The sequence below is a fragment of the Streptococcus parasanguinis genome, assembly GCF_047463195.1.
Classification (GTDB): Bacteria; Bacillota; Bacilli; order Lactobacillales; family Streptococcaceae; genus Streptococcus; species Streptococcus parasanguinis_R.
Window position 1 is genome coordinate 1 of record NZ_JASHEI010000003.1, and the last position, 23,196, is coordinate 23,196.

At 43.5% G+C, this 23,196-nt stretch carries 22 protein-coding genes; 15 read left to right on the forward strand and 7 right to left on the reverse strand.

The window, feature by feature from the left end:
• The first annotated feature begins 332 nt into the window (after positions 1-332).
• On the forward strand, positions 333-2,429 hold the full coding sequence (locus QM870_RS03050) for a surface-anchored 5'-nucleotidase (RefSeq protein WP_414368562.1): 2,097 nt from the start codon (positions 333-335) through the stop codon (positions 2,427-2,429).
• A gap of 66 nt (positions 2,430-2,495) precedes the next feature.
• On the opposite strand, the gene QM870_RS03055 is transcribed toward QM870_RS03050, so the two are convergent.
• The 3 genes from QM870_RS03055 to QM870_RS03065 are packed head-to-tail and all read right to left on the reverse strand — an operon-like array spanning position 2,496 to position 4,825.
• Complete coding sequence (locus QM870_RS03055) at positions 2,496-2,903, reverse strand: hypothetical protein (protein WP_037585728.1); 408 nt, start codon at positions 2,901-2,903, stop codon at positions 2,496-2,498.
• Positions 2,884-3,786 carry a phosphodiester glycosidase family protein gene (locus tag QM870_RS03060; RefSeq protein WP_031576920.1) on the reverse strand — a complete coding sequence of 301 codons (903 nt, stop codon included), beginning with the start codon at positions 3,784-3,786 and terminating at the stop codon, positions 2,884-2,886. The genes QM870_RS03055 and QM870_RS03060 overlap by 20 nt, the downstream gene beginning before the upstream one ends.
• Complete coding sequence (locus QM870_RS03065) at positions 3,773-4,825, reverse strand: bifunctional glycosyltransferase family 2/GtrA family protein (protein WP_031576918.1); 1,053 nt, start codon at positions 4,823-4,825, stop codon at positions 3,773-3,775. Before QM870_RS03065 ends, QM870_RS03060 begins: the two co-directional genes overlap by 14 nt.
• Before the next feature lie 304 nt (positions 4,826-5,129).
• On the opposite strand from QM870_RS03065, the gene rpsF reads away from it, so the two are divergent.
• The 4 genes from rpsF (at position 5,130) to QM870_RS03085 (ending at position 6,998) form a co-directional block, all read left to right on the forward strand.
• The gene (gene rpsF / locus QM870_RS03070) at positions 5,130-5,420 is read left to right on the forward strand and encodes a 30S ribosomal protein S6 (protein ID WP_003005040.1); all 291 of its coding nucleotides are present in this window, start codon (positions 5,130-5,132) and stop codon (positions 5,418-5,420) included.
• Between the two features lie 20 nt (positions 5,421-5,440).
• Complete coding sequence (locus tag QM870_RS03075; RefSeq protein WP_003008622.1) at positions 5,441-5,938, forward strand: single-stranded DNA-binding protein; 498 nt, start codon at positions 5,441-5,443, stop codon at positions 5,936-5,938.
• A gap of 41 nt (positions 5,939-5,979) precedes the next feature.
• Entirely contained in the window at positions 5,980-6,219 is a 240-nt protein-coding gene (gene rpsR, locus QM870_RS03080; RefSeq protein WP_000068664.1) for a 30S ribosomal protein S18, read from the forward strand.
• A gap of 257 nt (positions 6,220-6,476) precedes the next feature.
• The gene (locus QM870_RS03085) at positions 6,477-6,998 is read left to right on the forward strand and encodes a GNAT family N-acetyltransferase (RefSeq protein ID WP_023919016.1); all 522 of its coding nucleotides are present in this window, start codon (positions 6,477-6,479) and stop codon (positions 6,996-6,998) included.
• Between the two features lie 34 nt (positions 6,999-7,032).
• On the opposite strand, the gene QM870_RS03090 is transcribed toward QM870_RS03085, so the two are convergent.
• Entirely contained in the window at positions 7,033-7,710 is a 678-nt protein-coding gene (locus QM870_RS03090; protein WP_003008618.1) for a DUF1129 domain-containing protein, read from the reverse strand.
• A gap of 27 nt (positions 7,711-7,737) precedes the next feature.
• Entirely contained in the window at positions 7,738-8,682 is a 945-nt protein-coding gene (locus QM870_RS03095; RefSeq protein ID WP_031576884.1) for a magnesium transporter CorA family protein, read from the reverse strand.
• 121 nt (positions 8,683-8,803) lie between these two features.
• Here QM870_RS03095 and uvrA point away from each other — a divergent pair, with 121 nt between their 5' ends.
• The 7 genes from uvrA to nusB all read left to right on the forward strand — a co-directional run bounded on the left by uvrA (position 8,804) and on the right by nusB (position 16,424).
• Positions 8,804-11,629: an excinuclease ABC subunit UvrA gene (uvrA, locus tag QM870_RS03100; RefSeq protein ID WP_070595427.1), complete on the forward strand. Its 2,826-nt coding sequence runs from the start codon at positions 8,804-8,806 to the stop codon at positions 11,627-11,629.
• Complete coding sequence (locus QM870_RS03105; RefSeq protein WP_414368568.1) at positions 11,626-12,693, forward strand: M24 family metallopeptidase; 1,068 nt, start codon at positions 11,626-11,628, stop codon at positions 12,691-12,693. Before uvrA ends, QM870_RS03105 begins: the two co-directional genes overlap by 4 nt.
• A 56-nt stretch (positions 12,694-12,749) precedes the next feature.
• Positions 12,750-13,733 carry a TIM44-like domain-containing protein gene (locus QM870_RS03110; protein ID WP_070595422.1) on the forward strand — a complete coding sequence of 328 codons (984 nt, stop codon included), beginning with the start codon at positions 12,750-12,752 and terminating at the stop codon, positions 13,731-13,733.
• Between the two features lie 8 nt (positions 13,734-13,741).
• On the forward strand, positions 13,742-14,848 hold the full coding sequence (locus QM870_RS03115; protein WP_003008607.1) for an SPFH domain-containing protein: 1,107 nt from the start codon (positions 13,742-13,744) through the stop codon (positions 14,846-14,848).
• A 165-nt stretch (positions 14,849-15,013) separates the two neighbouring features.
• Positions 15,014-15,574, forward strand: a complete 561-nt coding sequence (gene efp / locus QM870_RS03120) for an elongation factor P (RefSeq protein WP_023919007.1) — start codon at positions 15,014-15,016, stop codon at positions 15,572-15,574.
• Between the two features lie 36 nt (positions 15,575-15,610).
• Positions 15,611-16,000: an Asp23/Gls24 family envelope stress response protein gene (locus QM870_RS03125; protein ID WP_003005404.1), complete on the forward strand. Its 390-nt coding sequence runs from the start codon at positions 15,611-15,613 to the stop codon at positions 15,998-16,000.
• A complete protein-coding gene (gene nusB, locus QM870_RS03130) occupies positions 15,993-16,424 on the forward strand; it encodes a transcription antitermination factor NusB (RefSeq protein ID WP_347112759.1) in 432 nt (143 codons plus the stop codon). The genes QM870_RS03125 and nusB overlap by 8 nt, the downstream gene beginning before the upstream one ends.
• A 221-nt stretch (positions 16,425-16,645) precedes the next feature.
• Here nusB and QM870_RS03135 read toward each other — a convergent pair whose 3' ends face one another.
• Positions 16,646-17,611, reverse strand: a complete 966-nt coding sequence (locus QM870_RS03135; RefSeq protein WP_315377565.1) for a LacI family DNA-binding transcriptional regulator — start codon at positions 17,609-17,611, stop codon at positions 16,646-16,648.
• Positions 17,592-19,046, reverse strand: a complete 1,455-nt coding sequence (locus tag QM870_RS03140) for a sucrose-6-phosphate hydrolase (protein WP_347112765.1) — start codon at positions 19,044-19,046, stop codon at positions 17,592-17,594. The genes QM870_RS03135 and QM870_RS03140 overlap by 20 nt, the downstream gene beginning before the upstream one ends.
• Positions 19,047-19,421: 375 nt before the next feature.
• Here QM870_RS03140 and QM870_RS03145 point away from each other — a divergent pair, with 375 nt between their 5' ends.
• The 3 genes from QM870_RS03145 to QM870_RS03155 all read left to right on the forward strand — a co-directional run bounded on the left by QM870_RS03145 (position 19,422) and on the right by QM870_RS03155 (position 23,083).
• Entirely contained in the window at positions 19,422-21,365 is a 1,944-nt protein-coding gene (locus QM870_RS03145) for a sucrose-specific PTS transporter subunit IIBC (protein ID WP_414368574.1), read from the forward strand.
• A 160-nt stretch (positions 21,366-21,525) separates the two neighbouring features.
• Positions 21,526-22,425, forward strand: coding sequence for a fructokinase ScrK (gene scrK, locus QM870_RS03150; protein ID WP_003016958.1), 900 nt, complete (start codon positions 21,526-21,528; stop codon positions 22,423-22,425).
• A 247-nt stretch (positions 22,426-22,672) separates the two neighbouring features.
• A complete protein-coding gene (locus tag QM870_RS03155) occupies positions 22,673-23,083 on the forward strand; it encodes a peptide deformylase (protein ID WP_201036782.1) in 411 nt (136 codons plus the stop codon).
• Positions 23,084-23,196: the final 113 nt, after the last annotated feature.

Sequence of the window (23,196 nt, forward strand, 5' to 3'; positions counted from 1 at the left end):
CTCCGCACAGTTGAGTAGGGCTGTAAAAGCTGATGAAATCAGCGTAGTAGAGCCCACTCAACCACTGCGTCTTGCTCGACAATCCAAAAATAATTGAGAGGCTAGGACTTTTGTCCCAGCCTCTTTTGTGATGAACAGCAAGTAACAAAAGTAAGAGGATGAGAATAGATGTTCGGAAATCAAGCGTTTTCAAATAAAATTGCAAGAGTTTCCAGGAAAATATTGAAGTAAAACCGAAAAAATAGTAAAATGGAAGAGCTGATTGCAGCAATTCAACTGTTCTGCGTTCTCCTTTTTGGAGAAGTGTTCTACATTAGAAAATGGAGTATTCTATGAAGAAAAAAATTATCTTGAAAAGCAGTATCCTAGCGGTCGCTGCAGGTCTTAGTGTTTTTGCGATCAATAGCGTTTTTGCAGACGAATTGCCTGTGCAGTTCATGGGCGTCAATGACTTCCACGGTGCCTTGGAACAAACAGGGACAGCTCGTTTAGAAGGCGAAACTGTGAAAAATGCAGGAACAGCCCCACTTTTGGCAACCTATTTGAACGATTCGCAAAAAGACTTTGAAACGGAGAATGCCGGAACGCCAAATGCCAGCATCCGTGTGCAAGCGGGAGATATGGTCGGCGCTAGTCCAGCCAACTCTGCCCTCCTTCAAGATGAACCAACTGTAAAAGTCTTCAATGAAATGAACTTTGAATATGGCACTCTTGGAAATCACGAGTTTGACGAAGGACTTGGTGAATTCAACCGGATCATGAAGGGAGAAGCCCCAACACCTGGTCAATTCAATAAGATCGTCGATGAGTATCCTCATGAAGCTTCTAAACAAGAAGTTGTAATTGCCAACTTGGTTGACAAAGATACTAACAAAATCCCATTTGACTGGAAACCTTATACCATCAAAGAAATCCCAGTCAATGACAAGACCGTTAAGGTCGGATTTATCGGGGTTGTTACGACAGAATTCCCAAATCTTGTTTTGCGTAAAAATCATGAACAATACCGTGTTTTGGATGAAGCAGAATCCATTGCCAAATATGCGCGTGAACTGAATGACCAAGGCGTTCATGCTATCGCTGTCTTGGCCCACGTTGCTGCAACAAGTAAAAATGGGGTAGCAGAAGGTCCTGCTGCAGACATGATCAAAAAATTAAACCAAATCTATCCTGAAAACTCAGTGGATATCGTCTTTGCAGGTCATAACCACCAATATACAAACGGGATGGTTGGAAATACCTTGATTGTTCAAGGTACGTCTCAAGGGAAAGCTTACTCGGATGTCCGTGGGGTCCTAGATACGGATACAGCTGACTTTGTCAAAGCTCCAACTGCTAAGATTATTGCGGTAGATCCATCGAAAGGCAAAGCAAAAGATGCCAAGGTTCAAGCGATCATCGATGATGCCAATGCGACGGTTAAAAAAGTAACAGAAGCAAAAATCGGTACAGCAGACAAAGCTGAAAATATTACCCGTGAATTGAATGCGCAAAAAGAAAGTGCTGTTGGAGATTTGGTCACAGCAGCGCAACTAGATATTGCCAAAAAATCAGGTTATCCAGATGTTGACTTTGCCTTCACCAATAATGGAGGAATTCGTGCAGACCTCGTGGTGAAACCAGACGGAACAGTCACTTGGGGTGCAGCTCAAGCAGTGCAACCATTTGGAAATATCCTCCAAGTAGTAGAAATCACTGGGGACCAAATCTACAAAGCTTTGGATCAACAATATGATGAGAAAGAGCTTTACTTCTTGCAAATGGCAGGGATCAAGTACACCTATACGAAACCAGCCGATGCAACGGAAGAAAATCCTTATAAGGTCGTGAAAGCTTACAAGGCAGACGGAACTGAAATTGATCGCAACAAGACCTACAAGGCGATTATCAACGACTTCTTGTATGGTGGTGGTGATGGCTTCTCAGTCTTCCGCGATACAAAATTGATCGGTGCTATTAATCCAGATACAGAAGTCTTTATCCAATACATCGAAGATGTGAATAAGGCAGGGAAGAAGTTATCTGCTTCAATCTTGGGTAACAAGACATTTGTGGAAAAAGTGGAAGAAGAAAAACCAACTCCAGAACCTCAACCACAACAGGAACCACAGCCATCGCCAGTTGATCCAGTAAGTCCTGTAAATCCAGTCCATCCTGTAGCTCCAGTGACTCCTACTACCCCAACATCTCAACCTGAAAACCCAGTAACTCCAGCTCAACCAGCTGCAAGCGAAACAAAAGAAGTGGCAAGTGTCAAACCAGTCGCTGTCACTTATCATACGGGTGGCCAAGCAGAAGTAGCTGCTACACCAGCAACGGGTCTTCCAAAAACAGGTCAAGAAGAATTGGCTTCCACAGTCCTTAGCCTCTTTGGCATGACCTCACTAGCTTTAGCAGGCTTTGTAGTCAGCAAAAAATGTGAAGGTTAAGTTCTTCATCCGTTAACTTACCCTAAAAAACGTCCGTTTTTTTAAGAAACGGACGTTTTTCATGTCTTAGGCTGTTTTTTCCACCCAGACACTGCGGACAAAGAAGAGGCTGATCAGAGCTAGTGCTAGAAAGGCAACTCCAAGGTAATAATAGGGTTGATCCATTGTAGTAGATCGACCAGAGAGGTTAACAATCCCTCGGTAGAGGGCTCCGGCTGTGAGCGTAGCCACTCCAGAATTCCAAAGATTGAGACTCAGGCGAGAGAAGCCTTTCACCATCAACTGTAGAAGCACTAGTAGGGTGCCACCGATCAAAGGAATAAAGAAGAGGTAGTGCATGAAGGCAGAGGTTTCGCCAAAACTAAAGTGTTCATAGATGCGACTTCCAACGAAGAAGAAAGCTGAAATAAGAGGATACCAGAGAATCGTTTTTTTCAATCGTTGTTTGATAGGATTAGTAACCGATGTAGACAATGTCGCTCACCGCCCTTTCTGAAATAGTACCATTTGTAGTTGGTTTGTTAATAACTTGGCCATTGAAATAAAGGGTAGAAGATCCACCACCATCCAAGTTGTAGGCTGTTTTAACGCCATAAGACTTCATCACTTCCGCTAATTGGTAGAGAGACAGTCCTTCACTTTCTGAAGTCCGTCCATCTGACACGACGATAATGTAGTGGTTTTCATCGATGATCCCAATCGCTGTACGTGGGTTGGATGCCATGGATTGTCCAACTTCTGAGTTGGTATCGACGGTAATTTCTCCATTTTCAACTAAGGAAGGACCGAAAGCGAGGAGATTGACGACCCCGTCCTTGACCAATTGATCTGCAGAGATCTCATCTTCGTAGATAATTTTGAAGGATCCATCCTTGTAAATGGCTAGGTCACCATTGCTTGAATCTTCCCGAACGGTATCGCGGTAGACCACTCCATTTCGGATGACGTATCCTGTACTGTTAGCCCCGTAATAGTCACCATTCACTGCCAGAATGGCACTGTTGTTGGCAGCTGTGACAGAGGTCTTAGCTGTCACGTTGGTTCCGTATGTGTTTTGTGCAAAGGCTGTTTTGAGGTAGTCAGATGAGCTGACTGTGATATCTGCAATGTAAACCTGGGTATTTTCAACCGTTTTTTCTGTTAAAGTCACCTGGATATTGTCATCTGAATAGCTGGTATCGGTCGTTGTTGCCGATGCAGCTGCTTTTTTTGCTGCTTTAGTATCCGTAGTCGTAGCTTTTACGGTTTGGATGGCATCGGATAAGACAAAGGTCTTGAGCATCGAGTAGCTAAAACTGCTGGTCAAAAGAAGGCCAAAGCAGGCAGCATAGGTGTAGGATTTTTTAAAGAATTTCATGGTGGGGAGCAGTCCTTTCTTTGAAGATCACTTTTTTCTGGATCACCCATGAGACCAGAAAGAGGAGGAAGCCAACGACAATCTTACTGATCAGGAGATTGAGCCCGAAAGCAGTATAGAAGAGTCGAATCAAGAGCGTATCGAGAATAAAGAGGCCGAGGGCTAGGCCAAAGTAGCCACTTCCAGTTTTAGCGACGCTGTCTTTGTTCTTAAAGACTAGGTGCTTATTGGTCGAGTAGTTAAAGATGGAACTCGTTACACGAGCGATCCCATTGGCTAGGAGAATACGTAGACTAATGGGCACGGCCATCATCACGAAAAGGAAGAAGGCGTAGACCAGATAGTCAACGATAAAACTACTCAGAGAGGAGAGGGCAAATTTGAACATGTCCTTGTAGATCATGAGGCCATCTCGAATAGGTCGGAAATGGGAGCCTTCGTTGTCATTGATGTAGGCCGTCTCGATGGGAACTTCCACGATGGGGAAGGATTTGCTTGCTGCGAGGAGTACATTCATTTCATATTCATAGCGCTGTCCGTCAACCTCAAGCATGAAAGGCAAGAGATTCGTAGTGAAAGCCCGTAGGCCCGTTTGGGTATCGCTGACCGCCACTCCGGTTTGTTGCTTAAATAAGAAGCGGGTCAATTTATTTCCGAAGGCGGAACGCAAAGGAACTTTTCCAGAGAAGGCGCGGGCTCCTAGAATAAGTGTTCCAGGATGCTCTTGAGATTGGTTAACAACCCTGAAAATATCCCAAATTTTGTGCTGACCGTCTGCATCAGCTGTAACAATGCTTCCATAGGTGCCTCTTTCTAGGATGTATGCATAAGCAGTCTTGAGAGCTTGCCCTTTTCCTTGGTTGTGCTCATGGGTCAGAACTGTCGCAAGACCCTCTAATTTGTCAAAAATCACTTTTTTGTCAGCATCACTCCCATCGTCGACCACGATGATGTGGAGATCGCTCTTGGCGTGGACCAAGCGAACCAGTTTGACAAGATTCAGATCCGGTTGATAGGCGGGGATGATAAGATAATTCATAATCGTTCCTCGTTTCTTGAGATTTGTTGTAGCTAGTATAAAGACTCAAGCTTAAAGCTAACTGATATCAGTTTTCTTTAAGGAAAGGAGAGGAAGAGTGGGAATAGTTTCTTCTATAAAATATCATTTTTTAGGACATTTCTTTCTTTTTTCTCGAAGGGGACGTCCAGAAATCATTTTTTAAATCCTAAAGATAATTCTTGCCTTTGTTCGAAAAGTCTGGTATAATAGTTTCTTGTGAGTAAACCTCACTTACCCCTTGCAAAGACAGGGGGTCATTAGTCCAAAAGGAGGAACATTATCAATGGCTAAATACGAAATTCTTTATATTATTCGTCCAAACATTGAAGAAGAAGCTAAAAACGCTTTGGTAGCACGTTTCGATTCTATCTTGACTGACAACGGTGCAACTGTTGTTGAATCAAAAGATTGGGAAAAACGTCGTCTTGCATACGAAATCCAAGATTTCCGTGAAGGACTTTACCACATCGTAAACGTTGAAGCGAACGACGCTGTAGCTCTTAACGAGTTCGACCGTCTTTCAAAAATCAACGGTGACATTCTTCGTCACATGATCGTAAAAGTTGACGCGTAAGAAATCATCCGAGGTGACTTATGATTAACAATGTTGTACTTGTCGGTCGTATGACCCGTGATGCTGAACTTCGCTACACTCCAAGCAATCAAGCAGTTGCTACTTTCAGCCTAGCTGTCAACCGCAACTTCAAGAGTCAAAATGGAGAACGCGAAGCCGATTTCATCAACTGTGTGATCTGGCGTCAGCAAGCAGAAAACTTAGCCAACTGGGCTAAGAAAGGTGCTTTGATTGGGATTACCGGTCGCATTCAAACACGTAATTACGAAAACCAGCAAGGTCAACGTGTTTATGTCACTGAAGTCGTAGCAGACAGCTTCCAACTATTGGAAAGCCGTGCAGCACGCGAAGGGCATGCAGGTGGTGGTTATTCATCAGGCAACGGTGGTTTTGCTGGAAATGCAACCCCAAGCTTTGGTGGATCTGAACCAAGCAATGCAGCGCCAAACTTTGGTCGTGAAGAAAATCCATTTGGAGCGAATCCAATGGATATCTCAGACGACGATCTTCCATTCTAAGAATGGGTTTAACGAATTAAAACTATAAAGGAGAATTAAACATGGCTCAACAACGTCGTGGCGGATTCAAACGCCGTAAAAAAGTTGATTACATCGCAGCAAACAAAATCGAATATGTCGATTACAAAGATACTGAGCTTCTTAGCCGTTTCGTTTCAGAACGTGGGAAAATCCTTCCTCGTCGTGTAACTGGAACTTCAGCGAAGAACCAACGTAAAGTAACAACAGCTATCAAACGCGCTCGCGTAATGGCTTTGATGCCTTTCGTAAACGAAGATTAAAAAAAAGACCCTAACGGGTCTTTTTTTCATGAGCTTGAAGACAAGAGAGCGAATTAAGACCCAAACGGGTCTTTTTTTCACGAGCTTGGAAATGTAAGGGCGAGTTGAGGTCCAGTGGACCTCTTTTTCAGACCCATTGGATCTTTTTTTGCGAGCATAGAAATGTGATAGTGTGTTAGGTCCGTGTGAAGCTCTTTGAACTTTCCCAAGCTCTGATTATGCTATAATGAGGGGAGAAAGGTATCAAGGAGGGAACTATGAAGGAAGGTGTAATCATCAGGAGGATGATAAAGGCAGATATTGAGCACATCTCTCAAGCCTTTATCCACCAAGGGTGGCCAGGTAGAGAGGATATCTTGACTAGCTATTTTCAAGAGCAGGAGAATAGAGAGAGGGACGTATTAGTAGCTGAGTCGGATGGATTTGTGGCAGGCTATATCACTATATTGCCTGCTGCCAAGCACGGCCCTTTCGTGGGAGTCTATCCTGAACTATCTGATTTTAATGTTTTTGAACCATTTAGAAATCGAGGGATTGGGAATCAACTCTTAGAGGAGGCAGAAAAAAGAGTCCGGCTACTATCAGAGATTGTTACTTTAGGGGTTGGTTTACACTCGGGTTATGGCCCAGCTCAAAGACTGTATGTCAAACGGGGCTATATCCCAGATGGATCTGGGGTTTGGTTTAGTGATCACCCCTTAGCCCCTTACAGTTCTTGTGAAAACAATGATGACTTAGTCCTCTATTTTTCAAAAAGATTGAACAGGGAAATACAGTAAAACAAAAACGGATGAAAACTTCATCCGTTTCTTTTTAGCGACGAGTTGCGGGTGCTGTGCTCGAACTTTTAATATTAAAGCGTTTCTTGAGGTAGAAGCGAAGGACAAGTGCTAAAGCTCCTAAAACGATGGCAAGGACATCTGGAATAGTTGGGTTGAGAACCTGTGGGAGTAGGGAAGTAAAGGACAAGACAATGACCCAAAGGAACATGACTCCAACAAGAATCGGCATGGATTTCCAAAGAGAGGGACGCTCGCTGCGATCTTTGGTGCCATCCATATACTGATAGAAGAAGTAGTACATGAGATACAAGAGCAGGGCCCCTGTCAAACTTCCAAGAATCAAGGTGATCAACCCATAGCCAGTACGACGCGGTGCGACCAAGTTCATAAAGGCGCTAATCGCAGCAAAAACACCAAAGATAAAGAGGAAGGAATCCAAAATCATGAGAGAGGGAGCATCGTTTAATTTCGGATGCTCTTTTTCATAGCGTTCTTTCTCGCTGAAAGAATTCGCCCATACAGTTGGAGCTCCAAAAAGGGTCCGTGCCGGAATTCCTTTTCCTTGGTTTTCATGGATAGCTGGAAGAATTTCTTGGATGAGGCTTTCTGCTTCTTCCTCTGTCTTTCCGTTTTCAAGCAATTGGTGTTTGGCGATCCGGATAAATTCTTGATTTTTCTTACTAAGTTGATGAAGGTCGGTTTGAGACATAGTTACTCCTTTGATGTACAAGTTTGGTTAGAACCATTTTTTATGGATGAGGTAGACGACGAGAGACCCGGTCAGGGCAAAGGCGATGAAAATGATCAGCCAGAAGGCGTTTGGTTCTCCATTGAGCGGTAATTCATTGTCTTTGAAGTTCATCCCGTAGGCCGAGAAAATCATGGTTGGGATGGACATGACGATGGTCACCATGGCCAAGGTCTTCATGATGTTATTCTGGTTGTTGGAGATGATTGATGCGAAGGTATCGGTCATGGAGTGGAGGATGTTTCCATAAATATCCGCCATCTCAATGGCTTGCTGGGTTTCGATCAAGGTATCTTCCAGTAGATCTTCGTCTTCTAGGTATTTCTTGATGTTGCTAGTGGCACTGGTCAATTTCTTGATCACGCGCTCATTGGTTTTCAGTGAGGCCTTAAAGTAGACGATGGTTTTTTCTAACTCCATCAACTCAATCAGCTCTTCATTACGCGTTGATTTGTGCAATTGGCTTTCAATCTGTTCGCTCTTTCGATCCAGGGTACGAAGCGCAGATAAGTAGAGTTCAGCATTGCGATAGAGGATCTGAAAGATAAAGCGTGACCTCATAAAGGTATAGAAATTCCGCAAGCGTCGGTTGATAAAGATATCGAGAAGCGGCAATTTCTCCAAGCAAGTCGTGATGATAGCCTCTTCTGTTAGGATGATTCCCAAAGGGATGGTGACATAGTAGGTCTGATTGTTCCGCTCTTCCTTGATGGGAACGTCGACGATGATCAAGGTATACTCATCTTCGATGGTCATACGGGACATTTCTTCCGCATCGAGTGGTGCCCGTAAGTCGGCAATATCGATGTTAAAAGCAGAGGCGATTTCCATCGATTCACTTTGGGAAGGATTGACAAGGTTGATCCAGCTACCAGGTTCCAGCGTCTCTATTTCCTTAAATTCAGTCGTTGTCGATAAAAAGACCTGTTTCATGGTGCCTCCCCTTGTTTCTTTACACCTTAACATTATATCAGAAAAAGGACGGTTTTGGATAAAAGAATACTAAAAAATTTGTTATAATGGAGGTTAACAAAAAGGTGATTAGAGTAAGAACATGCAAGATAAAATTGTCATTCATGGGGCACGTGCCCATAATTTAAAAAATATAGACGTGGAAATTCCACGGGACAAATTAGTCGTGGTGACGGGTTTGTCTGGATCTGGAAAGTCCAGTCTTGCCTTTGATACCCTCTATGCAGAAGGTCAGCGCCGCTACGTAGAGAGCTTATCGGCCTATGCCCGGCAGTTCTTGGGAAATATGGAAAAACCAGATGTCGACTCTATTGACGGCTTGAGTCCAGCCATTTCCATCGACCAAAAAACGACCAGTAAAAACCCACGTTCTACAGTGGGGACGGCAACAGAGATCAATGACTACCTGCGCCTGCTCTATGCGCGTGTAGGGACGCCTTATTGTATCAATGGACATGGCGCTATTACCGCTTCTTCGGTTGAGCAAATTGTCGATCAAGTCTTGGAATTACCAGAGCGCCAACGCCTGCAAATTCTAGCTCCCATTATCCGCAAGAAAAAAGGCCAGCACAAGAATATCATTGAAAAAGTCCAAAAAGACGGCTATGTTCGGGTTCGAGTTGACGGTGAGATCTATGATGTGACAGAGGTCCCAGAACTGTCTAAAAGCAAACAGCACACGATTGAAGTGGTGGTGGACCGGATCGTGATCAAAGAGGGCATCCGCTCGCGTCTCTTTGATTCGATTGAGGCAGCTCTTCGGATAGCGGACGGTTATGTGGTGATTGATACTATGGATGGAAAGGAACTGCTCTTTTCGGAGCATTATGCTTGTCCAGTCTGTGGCTTTACCGTTCCTGAATTAGAGCCCCGTCTCTTTTCTTTCAATGCGCCTTTCGGCTCCTGTCCAGACTGTGATGGGCTGGGTATTAAGCTAGAGGTGGACTTGGATTTGGTGGTGCCAGATGATCGCTTAACCCTTCGTGAAGGAGCTCTTGCTCCTTGGAATCCGATCTCTTCCAACTACTATCCTCAGATGCTGGAGCAGGCCATGATCCATTTTGGCATTGATATGGATCAGCCTTTCTCAGATCTTTCTCAAGAAGAAAAGGACTTGGTTCTCTATGGGTCAAACGGGAAGGAATTCCACTTCCACTATGAAAATGAGTTTGGTGGAGTTCGAGATATCGAGATTCCTTTTGAAGGGGTCGTAAACAATATTCACCGTCGTTTCCGTGAGACCAATAGTGATTTCACCCGCAACCAAATGCGCTCTTATATGAACGAATTGACCTGTGCGACCTGCCACGGCTACCGTCTCAATGACCAAGCTCTCTCTGTTCGTGTCGGAGGAGAAAAGGGGATGCATATCGGGGAAGTGTCAGATCTATCAATTGCGGACCACTTAAAAGCCGTGGACCAGCTGGTCTTAACGGACAATGAAGCTACGATTGCAAGACCGATCCTAAAAGAGATCAAGGATCGCTTGACCTTCTTAAACAATGTGGGGCTCAATTACTTGACCTTGTCACGATCTGCTGGGACCTTATCAGGTGGAGAAAGCCAGCGCATTCGCTTGGCAACCCAGATCGGGTCCAACCTCTCTGGTGTCCTTTATATCTTGGATGAGCCGTCTATCGGCCTCCATCAAAGGGACAATGACCGCCTGATTGCCAGTCTCAAGAAGATGCGCGATTTAGGCAACACCTTGATCGTCGTCGAACATGATGAAGATACCATGAGAGAGGCAGACTACCTGATCGACGTCGGCCCAGGTGCCGGTGTCTTTGGGGGAGAGATCGTTGCGGCTGGAACTCCAAAGCAGGTGGCTCGCAACAGCAAATCCATCACTGGCCAGTATTTGTCCGGCAAGCGCAAGATTCCGGTTCCAACAGAGCGCCGTTCAGGAAATGGCCGTTCTATTGAAATTACGGGGGCCAGTGAGAATAACTTACAAGACATCACAGCACGCTTTCCTCTAGGAAAATTCATCGCAGTCACTGGAGTTTCCGGTTCTGGAAAATCGACCTTGATCAATGGCATCTTGAAAAAAGCCATCGCTCAAAAGCTCAACCGCAATTCGGAAAAACCAGGGAAATACAAGACGATTCAGGGGATTGAGCATATCGATCGCTTGATCGACATTGATCAAAGCCCGATTGGTCGCACTCCTCGTTCCAATCCAGCGACCTATACAGGCGTCTTTGATGACATTCGCGATCTCTTTGCTCAGACCAATGAAGCCAAAATTCGGGGCTATAAAAAAGGCCGCTTTAGTTTCAATGTCAAGGGCGGGCGTTGTGAAGCCTGCTCAGGAGATGGGATCATCAAGATTGAAATGCACTTCTTGCCGGATGTCTTTGTTCCTTGTGAGGTCTGCCATGGACGTCGTTACAATAGTGAGACCCTCGAAGTCCACTACAAGGAAAAAAATATTGCAGAAGTGCTGGATATGACGGTCAATAAGGCAGTTGAATTCTTCAAGCACATTCCAAAAATTGAACGCAAACTCAAGACCATCCAAGATGTGGGCTTGGGCTATGTAACGCTGGGGCAACCAGCGACCACCCTTTCAGGTGGGGAAGCGCAGCGGATGAAGTTGGCTTCTGAATTGCACAAGCGCTCTACAGGGAAATCCTTCTATATCTTGGATGAACCAACGACCGGACTCCATACTGAAGACATTTCTCGCTTGATCAAAGTCTTAGAGCGATTTGTGGATGATGGCAATACGGTCCTTGTGATTGAGCACAATTTGGATGTCATTAAGACAGCAGATCATATCATCGATTTAGGACCCGAAGGCGGTGTCGGTGGCGGAACTATTATTGCGACCGGAACACCAGAAGAAGTAGCAACAAATCCTGCTAGCTACACAGGACAATATTTGAAAGGAAAATTACAATGAATCAACGGATCAGCAACTTAAGAAGCAAAATGAAAGCCCAAAACCTCAAAGCGGTATTGATTAACAATTTGAAAAATGTTTATTATTTGACCAATTTCTGGGGTTCAAACGGGACTGCTTTGGTGACAGAAGAACGCGTGGTCCTCTTTACGGATTCGCGCTACACCATCCATGCTCATGCGACTTGTTTCCCCTTTGTAGAGATTGTGGAAACTCGCGATGAGTTGACTGCAGCTGCAGAGATCGTTAAGGATCTTGGAATCAAAGAACTTGGTTTTGAGGACGAAGTGACGGTAGCCTACCATGCCCGTATGGCTTCTGTTTTCAGTGGCATCAGCCTTCAATCCCTAGCGAACTTTGTCATGGAATTGCGCTTGATTAAGGATGAAACGGAGATTGCGGCCATTAAAAAAGCTTGTAGCATCTCTGACCAAGCCTTCCATGAGATTTTAGACTATATTAAGGTAGGGAAAACGACAGAGTTGGAAGCAGCGACTTTCCTCGATTTTAGAATGCGGGAGTTGGGAGCTTCTGGTGTATCTTTCGATATTATTTCAGCAGCTGGTGAACGCTCTGCGATGCCTCACGCGACTCCAAGTGATCGAGTGATTTCAGCAGGAGATGCCTTGACCCTTGATTTTGGTTGCTTGTATGACCACTATGTCAGCGATATGACACGGACTATCTATGCGGGTCATGTCAGCGACAAGGAAAGAGAAATTTACGAAACTGTTTTGAAAGCCAATCAAGCCTTGATTGCTGCTGCTAAAGATGGACTTGGCTTCCGATATTTTGATAAAATCCCACGTGATGTGATCGAGGCAGCCGGCTATGGCCAATATTTTACTCATGGAATCGGTCATGGAATTGGGCTAGATATCCACGAAGAACCATATTTCAGCCAAACGTCTAAAGAAGCGATTCAAGCAGGGATGGTCTTAACAGATGAGCCAGGTATTTATATCGAAGGTCTCTCTGGTGTGCGGATCGAAGATGACCTCTTGATCACAGAAACAGGCTGTGAAGTCTTGACCCTTGCTCCTAAAGAATTGATTGTCCTATAAAATAGACAGTATTTTCTTAACCCCTGTGTAACAAACAAAGATAAGAAAAGAGGCCTATGAAAAAACGAAGTGTAATAGTTGGAATTTTTCTAGTAGTCCTGCTATTTGTATTTGCTCCTTCTGCCCATGCAGGTGTCGGTAATACAGATAGTGGTGGCAGTAGCTTGATTGATTCAGGTGGCGGTAGCAGTTGGTCCGATGGTGGCAGTAGCTGGTCCGATGGCGGAAGTAGTTGGTCTGGTGGCAGCAGTTGGTCTGGTGGATCCAGTAGCTACAGTTCTAGTTCTGGAACAGACTCTGGTGGTGTAGTGGCAGTTTTTGCTATCGTTGGATTGATTGGATTTATCTATAATATTGCAAAAGAGGCTAATGATAGTGATGAATCATTCTCTTCAAATAGTGGTCCAAAACGGACAACCGAAGAGCGGGCCGGTCGACCAATTGAAAACAACTATGAAGCGATTCGCCGCATCCGTAAACTGGATCCAATGTTTGATGAAGACCGCTTCTTGTCGCAAGTCAAGCTGGTTTATCTTCAATTACAGTCTGCTTGGACAGAAAAAGATTGGAATTCTGTGCGGAACTTAGAAAGTACGAGTCTTTATGAGCAGCACTTGACGCAGTTACAAGAACATATTCGTGCCAAAACAACCAATGTTCTAGAGCGCGTGCGTGTGGAAGATTCCAAGATCAAAGACTTTATCGAAAATCCAGAAGGCAATGACCGCATCGAAGTCATTCTGTCATCGACGATGAGAGATTACATCCGAAATGATGAAACGGGTCGTGTGATCGAAGGGGATCCAACCAAAGATCTCTTTACCGTTTACCGCATGGTCTTCCTCCGTGAACATGGAGCGCAGACAGAGATCATTAAGAATTCAGAAGTCGTTAGTGATCATTGTCCGAACTGTGGTGCGCCATTGACGATTGATTCAATCGACAAGTGTGAATATTGCCAAGCATCCTTGAAGCACAATCCAAAAGATTGGGTCTTGGATGTCTACGAAGTTGTGGATGAAATTGAATTCTACAGATAGGAGAATGTATGGGATTTATTAAAGCAGCCCTTTCAGCGGGCATTTCAAGTTTTCAAGATAGTAAATTTAAGGAAGCCATTACCTTGCCAGAAGCTGTTCCAGCAACAGCTTTGGCCATTAAGGGACAGCTCTTGACCAAAGATCCAGATGGGCGCTCTCGCCAGAGCAACCAAAATACAGGTCTATTGACAGATGGATCTGTTGTCATTGTTCCTCAAGGCTATGTTGCTCTCTTGGTCAATAATGGAACGTTTCTAGGAGACCTTCTAGAAGCAGGGAGCCACGAATGGCAAGCCGGTGAAAATGCCTGGTTGTTTGAAAAAGGTGGTGTGAAAGGAACGTGGGATCAGTTCAAGAACCGCTTCTCGTTTGGAGGCCAAGTGGTCACCCAACAAGAAATTATTTTTGTGCGGATGCAACCTTTTACAGGAAATAAATTTGGCACTCAAAATCCAGTCGAGTACTTTAGCGACCGTTACCAACAACTTCTTAGCATTCGTTTTTATGGTCTTTATGATGTTAAAGTGGCAGATCCTGTACTCTTTTACATCAGTGCAGTCAGTCGTCAAATCACTGCAGATAAGCCATTTACCTTGGAAGATGTGGCTCAGGGAACCTTGCGCCAAAATCTAGCACCAAAAATTGCAGTAGCCATTTCAAAATATACGGCTGAAAATAAGGCAGACATCTACAATATCAATGCGGACCAAGATGTCTTCAATGAAGTTGCAAAACGCGAAGTCAACAAAACGTGGACAGAATTATATGGTATCGAATTAACCAATGTCCTCATCGAAGATTTGAGCTACGATGCAGACAGTATGGCCAAGGTCAATAAACTGGACAGTGAATTGGCAGCGATGAAGTACAATACCATTGAAATCGAAGAACGTCGTGCTCGCAATGAAGCCTTGGTGGCAGCTGCTAAAAATGAAGGTGGCAATGGCATGAACATGATCATGGGGATGAACTTGGGTCAAGCCCTTGGCAATGACCTTCAAAAACAAGCCTCTCCAGCGCAAGACAAGCCACATACCTTCTACATTGAAGTAGATGGAAAGTATGTCCATGTCACCAAAGATGCTGATGGCAATATTGTGCCTGTAGACCAATAAGGAATTGTGAAGCTGGTGGTGGAAATGTAGAGATTCGAAGGACTCGTTCCTGCAATCTCTCTCCGCCTTCTAGCCTTCCTAAAAAGAGAAAATTGCTGTTTGAGAAAAATCAAATAGTGTGTTACAATAAAGAGTAATCTATTTTTAATAAAGAGGTAATAAAACATGATCGAAGCAAGTAAATTGAAAGCTGGTATGACTTTTGAAACAGCTGACGGAAAATTAATCCGCGTTTTGGAAGCTAGCCACCACAAACCAGGTAAAGGAAATACTATCATGCGTATGAAATTGCGTGATGTCCGTACTGGTTCAACATTTGATACAAGCTACCGTCCAGAAGAAAAATTTGAACAAGCGATTATCGAAACTGTTCCAGCTCAATACTTGTACAAAATGGATGATACAGCTTACTTCATGAACACAGAAACATATGACCAATATGAAATTCCAGTTGTGAACGTAGAACAAGAATTGCTTTACATCCTTGAAAACTCAGAAGTAAAAATTCAATTCTACGGAAGCGAAGTAATCGGTGTAACAGTTCCTACAACTGTTGAATTGACTGTTGCAGAAACTCAACCATCTATCAAAGGTGCTACTGTGACAGGTTCTGGTAAACCAGCTACAATGGAAACTGGCCTTGTGGTAAACGTTCCAGACTTCATCGAAGCAGGACAAAAATTGATTATCAATACAGCTGAAGGAACTTACGTTTCTCGTGCATAAGAGACATCTCAGGGTGTCAAATAGAAAGGAACTTCTATGGCAACTGAACAATTTGGTGACATCGTTATTGCACCACGTGTATTAGAAAAAATTATTGCGATTGCGACAGCAAAAGTAGAGGGTGTCTATTCGCTTGAAAACAAGAGTGTTTCAGATAGCTTGTCCAAACGCTCACTTGGACGTGGCGTCTACCTTCATACGGAAGAAGATGGTCAAGTTTCAGTAGACATCTATCTTTATTTGGAGTACGGAGTCGCTGTACCGTCTGTTGCAGTAGCGATTCAAAAAGCGGTTAAGTCTGCGGTTTATGATATGGCAGATGTAACCTTGGATGCTGTCAACATTCACGTTGTCGGTATCGCAACGGAAAAATCTCCAAAACCAGACTTGAAAGACTTGTTTAATGAGGACTTCCTCAATGACTGATGAAATTTTATTAGAATCACGTCGAGATTTGCGTGAGCGCGCCTTCCAAGCCTTGATGGCCTTGGAATACGATGGAGACATTGTTGAAGCTTGTCACTTTGCTTATCTACATGACAAGGACCTAGCAGAAGACAAAGAAGTCGATCTTCCTGCCTTTCTCATGAATCTCGTGACGGGTGTCTATCAGTCAAAAGATCAACTAGACCAACAAATCGGTCAACATTTGAAAACCGGCTGGACTGTTGAGCGCTTGACCTTGGTAGAGAAAAATATCCTTCGTCTGGGAATTTATGAAATGACAGAGTTTGATACACCACAGATCGTCGCAGTCAATGAAGCGGTGGAATTGGCCAAGGCCTTTTCGGATGAAACCTCTTCACGATTTGTCAACGGTGTCCTCAGTCAATTTGTGACAGAAGAATAAGTAAAAAGAGCCTACTGGCTCTTTTTTTGGTAAAAAATATGAGAGTGGGACAGAAATCGGTAATTCGTTAGAATTCGATTTCGTCGTCCCACCTCCGCACAGTTGAGTAGGGCTGTAAAAGCTGATGAAATCAGCGCAGTAGAGCCCACTCAACCACTGCGTCTTGCTCGACAATCCAAAAATAATTGAGAGGCTAGGACTTTTGTCCTAGCCTCGTTGTTTTAGACACTTTTTCCAGAGTGGAGACTAACGGGCAAGAAATAACCGGTAGTCGCTACTTTTTTTCCTTCGATCTTTTGGAGTAGTAGATCCACCATCAGAACGGCAATATCCTTTAGAGGTTGCTGGATGGTTGTCAGTTCAGGTGTATAGGTTTCGATGAACTGGGTTCCATCATAACCAATCACTTTCAAATCCTGAGGAATCTGAATATCTAATTCTCTAGCGACTTTCATGATCAAGATCGCCGTCAAATCATCGGAGGCAAAAATGGCATCTGGTTTTTGCTGGGTTAAGATCTGTTTGATTTCCATTTCTTTGCGAATAGGGGAGAAATCACTGGAAACATTGATGATCATGGACTCAGGTAGAACTGATGCAAATCCCGCATGACGCAAGCCAGTTGGGGAGTTAGAGTTGTCATTACCTGTGATCATGATGATCTTTTTAGAACCACTTTTGACCAGGGTTTCTGCTGCTAAAACTCCACCAGCGTAGTTGTCTGAAGAAACAACCGGAATTTCTGGGGAGAGGTTGCGGTCAAAAGCAATGATAGGAGCAGTTACCCGGTTGTAATCTTCAATGCCCAAATTATGACTTCCTGAAATGATGCCATCTACCTGGTTAGCCTCCAACATCTCAATGTATTCGCGCTCTTTCTCGGAGTCGTGCTCACTATTGCAGATGATGGTTTTATAGCCGTGTTTGAAGAGTTGGTGCTCTAGTTTGTCAATTAATTCAGCATAGAAAACATTGCTGATGTTGGGAAAGATCAAGCCGACTAACTTGGCTGATTTTCCTTGGAGGCTACGAGCAACATTGTTAGGTTTATAGCCCAATTCTCGCATGGCTTCTTGGACTTTTTGGATCGTTTTTTCAGACAGGTATCCTTTTTTATTGATAACCCGTGAGACAGTAGTAGGGCTGACACCGGCGAGTTTGGCGACATCAGTTAGCTTTGCGACCATAATCAAGTTCGTAGTAAGTTCCAGTAGGGGTTCCAGACTTGATCAAGATTCCATTTTGATCCGCATGTGGGTAGACCCGACCAGAAAATACTTTTTCTCCTTTATTAATAAAGATTTCAAAAATCGAATTGTCAATGAAAATATTAGCAGTTGTCGCTTGGTTAGCGATTGTGCAGCTACGGCTCGTACCGAATTCTTGGGCATATTGCTCACCAGCCTGGCTTCGATCGACTGTGACCAATCCTTTAGCCAGATCAAATGTGAGAGCTAAGCCCTTTCCTTCTGCATCGGCAAAGAGGACGATTTCGTTCTGGCTATCCTTTTCAAACTGCAATTCCAATTCATAGCAGTTCTTGGTTTGTGCCTTGTTGGCAAATGCCTCACTCTCAGCGCGCAAGTCCTTGATCGCTTCAACTGGGTATTGGTAGAGTTTGCCATCTTTGATGGTTAATTCTTTGACTAGTGAGAGAGCTCCTTGGTAGTCATAGGAATCTGTTGGATAAGAAACGTCTGGAAGACCTAGCCAGCTGACAGCATAGGCACGTCCATCGGGTGCATTAAATCCTTGAGTGGCATAGGCTTCAAAACCATAGTCGAGATTATGCAATTCAGATACATCAACCATTTTGGCCTTTTCTGGGTCAAAGCTTGCCCCGATCTTGTACATATTTGGATAGATATTGTCATAATCGAGAACGGATTTATCTAAGCCTTGAGGACAGTAGAGGAGAACGGGTTGGTCTCCAACAAAGACTAGGTTAGGACATTCCATCATATAAGCTGTCCGATCGTTTGCAAAATCCAAGTCACCGACTGCAACCCAGTTGGTATAGTCGTTATCTACAGCCTTATAAAGACGGATGAATCCTTTCTTCTCAAGGTCTTGACCACCAACGATAGCGTAGTATTGACCCTTGAAATTAAAAATCTGTGGGTCACGGAAGTGATCGGTCGAATCAGCCGGTTGATCAATCAAGATTTTGTCAATTTTTTCAATCTTTCCGTCTTTGTCCATCAAAGCACCGACTTGGTAAGGATGACGGACCCATTCTGCATCACGAACATTTCCAGTGTAGAATAAGAATAGTTTGTCACCAAACTGCATGGCTGATCCGGAATAAGCGCCATGGCTATCCAGATCTGTGTCTGGAAGAAGCGTTACACCAGTTTCTTTGAAATGAACCAAGTCTTCACTTTCTGTTTGTACCCATGATTTTAACCCATGGGCTGCACCAAATGGAAAATTTTGGTAAAACAAGATCCATTTCCCATCAAAGTAGGAAAAACCGTTAGGATCATTTAAGAGACCAGCCTTTGGCTCTACATGGTAGTGTGTATGCCAAGGAGATTTCGCCATGTTTTCTTGGATCGCTTGCTTTTCCTCTGTTGTCCAGTCTTCATAACGTCGGTAACGACGTTCAGTTGTCCATTCCATTTTAGTCCTCCGAATTTTTTCTTACTTCCATAGTAACGATTTCCCATTAAAAATGCAAGCGATAAATGAAAAGAATGGCAAAAAATGTCAAACGATTGACATCTATTTTGTAGTTTGAAGAAAAAATGAGAAGTTGAAAATCCATGAAAAAATGAAAGAAAATGAAAATAAAAGACTGAATTAAAGCACTAAAAAGCGTAGTATAAGCCTCTCTTGAAATGAAAATAGTTTCATTCTGTCAAAACGTGTCAAAAAGTCTAAAAAAGTTTCAAAAAAATCCTGCAAAACGCTTGACATATTTTCAATACGTGGTACAATTAAAAACGTAGAAACGATTTAACCGTTTACATTACAAAAAATAAGGAGATTTACTTTATGGATTACAATAAAGTAGCCAAAGAGGTTATCGAAGCAGTTGGTAAAGATAACCTTGTTGCGGCAGCACACTGTGCGACACGTCTACGTTTGGTATTGAAAGACGATAGCAAAGTTGATCAAGCTGCACTTGATAACAATGCAGATGTCAAAGGAACCTTCAAATCAGATGGTCAATACCAAGTCATCATCGGACCTGGAGATGTAAACTTTGTTTATGAAGAGCTGATTAAAGCGACTGGTTTGAAAGAAGTATCAACAGACGATTTGAAACAAATCGCTGCAAAAGATAAGAAATTCAACCCATTGATGGCCTTGATTAAACTCTTGTCTGATATCTTCGTTCCAATCATCCCTGCCTTGGTTGCAGGTGGTCTCTTGATGGCCCTTCGGAACTTCTTGACTTCAGCTGGTTTATTTGGACCTAAATCATTGGAAGAAATGTACCCAGCTATCAAGGGTCTTTCAGCTATGATCCAATTGATGTCAGCTGCACCATTTATGTTCTTGCCAATTTTGGTTGGTATTTCTGCAGCCAAACGCTTTGGAGCAAACATCTTCTTGGGTGCTGCGATCGGTATGATCATGACCACACCAGATCTTGGTGGGGCTACTAAATTCTGGGATATCTTTGGTTACAATGTAGCACAAACAAACTATGCTTACCAAGTTATTCCTGTCTTAGCAGCGATCTGGATCTTGGCGCATTTGGAAAAATTCTTCCACAAGAAATTGCCATCAGCTGTTGACTTTACCTTTACTCCATTGCTTTCTGTGATGATTACTGGTTTCCTTACCTTTACAGTGGTTGGTCCAGTGATGCTTTTGGTATCAAACGGAATCACAGATGCTATTGTATGGTTGTATAACACAACAAGCTTTATCGGTATGACAGTCTTTGGTGGAACTTACTCATTGATCGTTATGACAGGTCTTCACCAATCATTCCCAGCTATCGAAACACAATTGCTTTCAGCATGGCAAAAAGGTGCGGGTCATGGAGATTTCATCTTCGTTGTCGCATCAATGGCCAACGTAGCGCAAGGTGCTGCAACTTTTGCCATCTTGTTCTTGACGAAGAGCGAAAAAACCAAAGGTCTTGCATCTTCTGCAGGTGTGTCTGCCCTTCTTGGTATCACAGAACCAGCCCTCTTCGGGGTTAACTTGAAATACAAATTCCCATTCTTCTGTGCCCTTATCGGTTCAGCAGTAGGTGCCCTCTTTGCAGGTCTTCTCCAAGTCGTTGCTGTTTCACTTGGATCAGCAGGTTTCCTTGGATTCCTTTCAATCAATGCAACATCCATCCCATTCTACCTCTTGTGTGAAGTGATTGCCTTTGCGGTAGCCTTTGCATTGACTTACTTCTACGGTAAGACAAAAGCAGCAGATGTGTTTGCTGCAGAAGGAAATGTAGCAGCAGCAGAAACTGCTGAAAAAGCAGAAGCCAAAGAAGTAGCAGCTGCTTCTGAAGAAGTTGAAGCAACACTTGCAGATGAAGTGATTGTAACTCCTATCGTTGGTAGTACAGTAGCGCTTGCTGATGTGAATGATCCTGTCTTCTCAAGTGGTGCGATGGGACAAGGAATTGCCATCAAACCAACTGAAGGCGTTGTCTATGCGCCAGCAGATGCTGAAGTAACGATTGCTTTTGCGACTGGACATGCTTACGGTTTGAAAACAGCTAATAGTGCTGAAATCTTGATCCACGTTGGGATTGATACAGTATCAATGAACGGTGAAGGATTTGATCAAAAAGTAGCTCAAGGCGATAAAGTTAAAGCTGGTGATGTCCTTGGTACATTTGATGCAGCGAAAATTGCCGCAGCTGGTCTTGAAGACACAACTATGGTGATCGTCACTAACACAGCTGACTTTGCTTCTGTCACACCTGTTGCAACTGGATCTGTTGCGAAGGGTGATGCGATCATCGAAGTCAAAGCTTAATCGAAACAATAAGTTCTCAAGGACTGGTCTATCATCTCCAGTCCTTGAATTTTATTTCTCAAAAAAAGGTGTGTTTTTTCTTTAGAGAAGAGAAAAAGATTGACTACAAAATATGCTATAATAAATACAGGATATTTTTCATAATAAAAAAGGAGCCAACATGACAAAATTATATGGAAGTTTGGAAGCTGGCGGTACAAAATTTGTTTGTGCGGTTGGTGATGAAAACTATAATGTTGTGGAAAAAGTACAATTTCCAACAACCAAGCCAATTGAGACGATTGATAAGTGTATTGAATTTTTCTCAAAATTTGAGGATCTAGTTGGGCTTGCGATCGGATCCTTTGGACCAATTGATATCGATCCAAATTCAAACACTTATGGTTTCATCACAACGACTCCAAAACCAAATTGGGCCAATGTAGATATCGTTGGGGCTTTCCGTCGTGCCTTGAATGTACCTATCTATTTCACGACAGATGTGAATAGCTCTGCCTATGGAGAAGTGGTCGCACGCAATAACGCGGGTGGTCATATCGAAAACTTGGTTTACTATACAATCGGAACAGGAATCGGAGCTGGTGTCATCCAACGTGGTGAGTTTATCGGGGGAGCTGGACACCCAGAAATGGGACACTACTATGTGGCTCAACACCCAATGGATGTGGAAAAAGAATTCAAGGGTGTTTGTCCTTTCCACAATGGCTGTTTGGAAGGCTTTGCGGCTGGTCCTAGTCTCGAAGCTCGTACAGGTATTCGTGGGGAAAACATTGAACTCAACAGCAATGTATGGGATATTCAAGCCTACTACATCGCACAAGCAGCAGTGAATGCGACAGTTACCTTCCGCCCAGACGTCATTGTCTTTGGAGGAGGAGTCATGGCTCAACAACACATGTTAGATCGTGTTCGCACGAAATTTACTGCTCTCTTGAACGGTTACCTCCCTGTACCAGATGTGAGAGATTACATTGTGACACCTGCAGTTGCTGGCAATGGTTCAGCGACCTTGGGGAACTTTGTCCTTGCAAAAGAAGTGAGCGAGAAGCTAAAAAAATAAGAAGCAATTGTCTCTTAGAGGTTAGAAACAAGAGCGAGGAGGCTGGGACACAAGTCCTAGCCTCTCAATTATTTTTGGATTGTCGAGCAAGACGCAGTGGTTGAGTGGGCTCTACTACGCTGATTTCATCAGCTTTTACAGCCCTACTTAACTGTGCGGAGGTGGGACGACGAAATCGAATTCTAACGAATTATCGATTTCTGTCCCACTCACTTCTTTCGTCTATCTATCAAGAAGTGAGGAAGGAATGAAAAAGAATATTGTAAAGGATGTCTTATTCTTGGGTCAAAAGTCAGAAGAAGCGACACCTGAGGATCGCACCTTGGCTTTGGATTTGCAGGACACCTTAAATGCTCATCTCCTTGAGTGTGTGGGTTTAGCGGCTAATATGATCGGGGTGAAAAAACGGGCGATTATCATCCGAATGGGAAGTGAAAATCTGGTCCTGTTTAATCCTGTTCTCCTTGAAAAGAAAAAGCCTTACCAAACAGAGGAAGGATGCTTATCCTTGGTAGGGATTCGGCCAACCACTCGTTATGAGGAGATTTCAGTGGCCTATCGAGATGTGAATTGGAAAGCAAAAACGATTCGTTTGTCAGGTTTTCCAGCCCAGATCTGTCAGCATGAAATGGATCATCTAGAAGGCATTATTATCTAAAGATGAAGGATGGAGTCGATTCGGCTCCATTTTTTAGTTCTTATAGAAACTTTTTTCTTGACAGGGATCTTTTTTGTGCTAAAATAGTTCTCATAGTAACTTTAAAGTTCTTA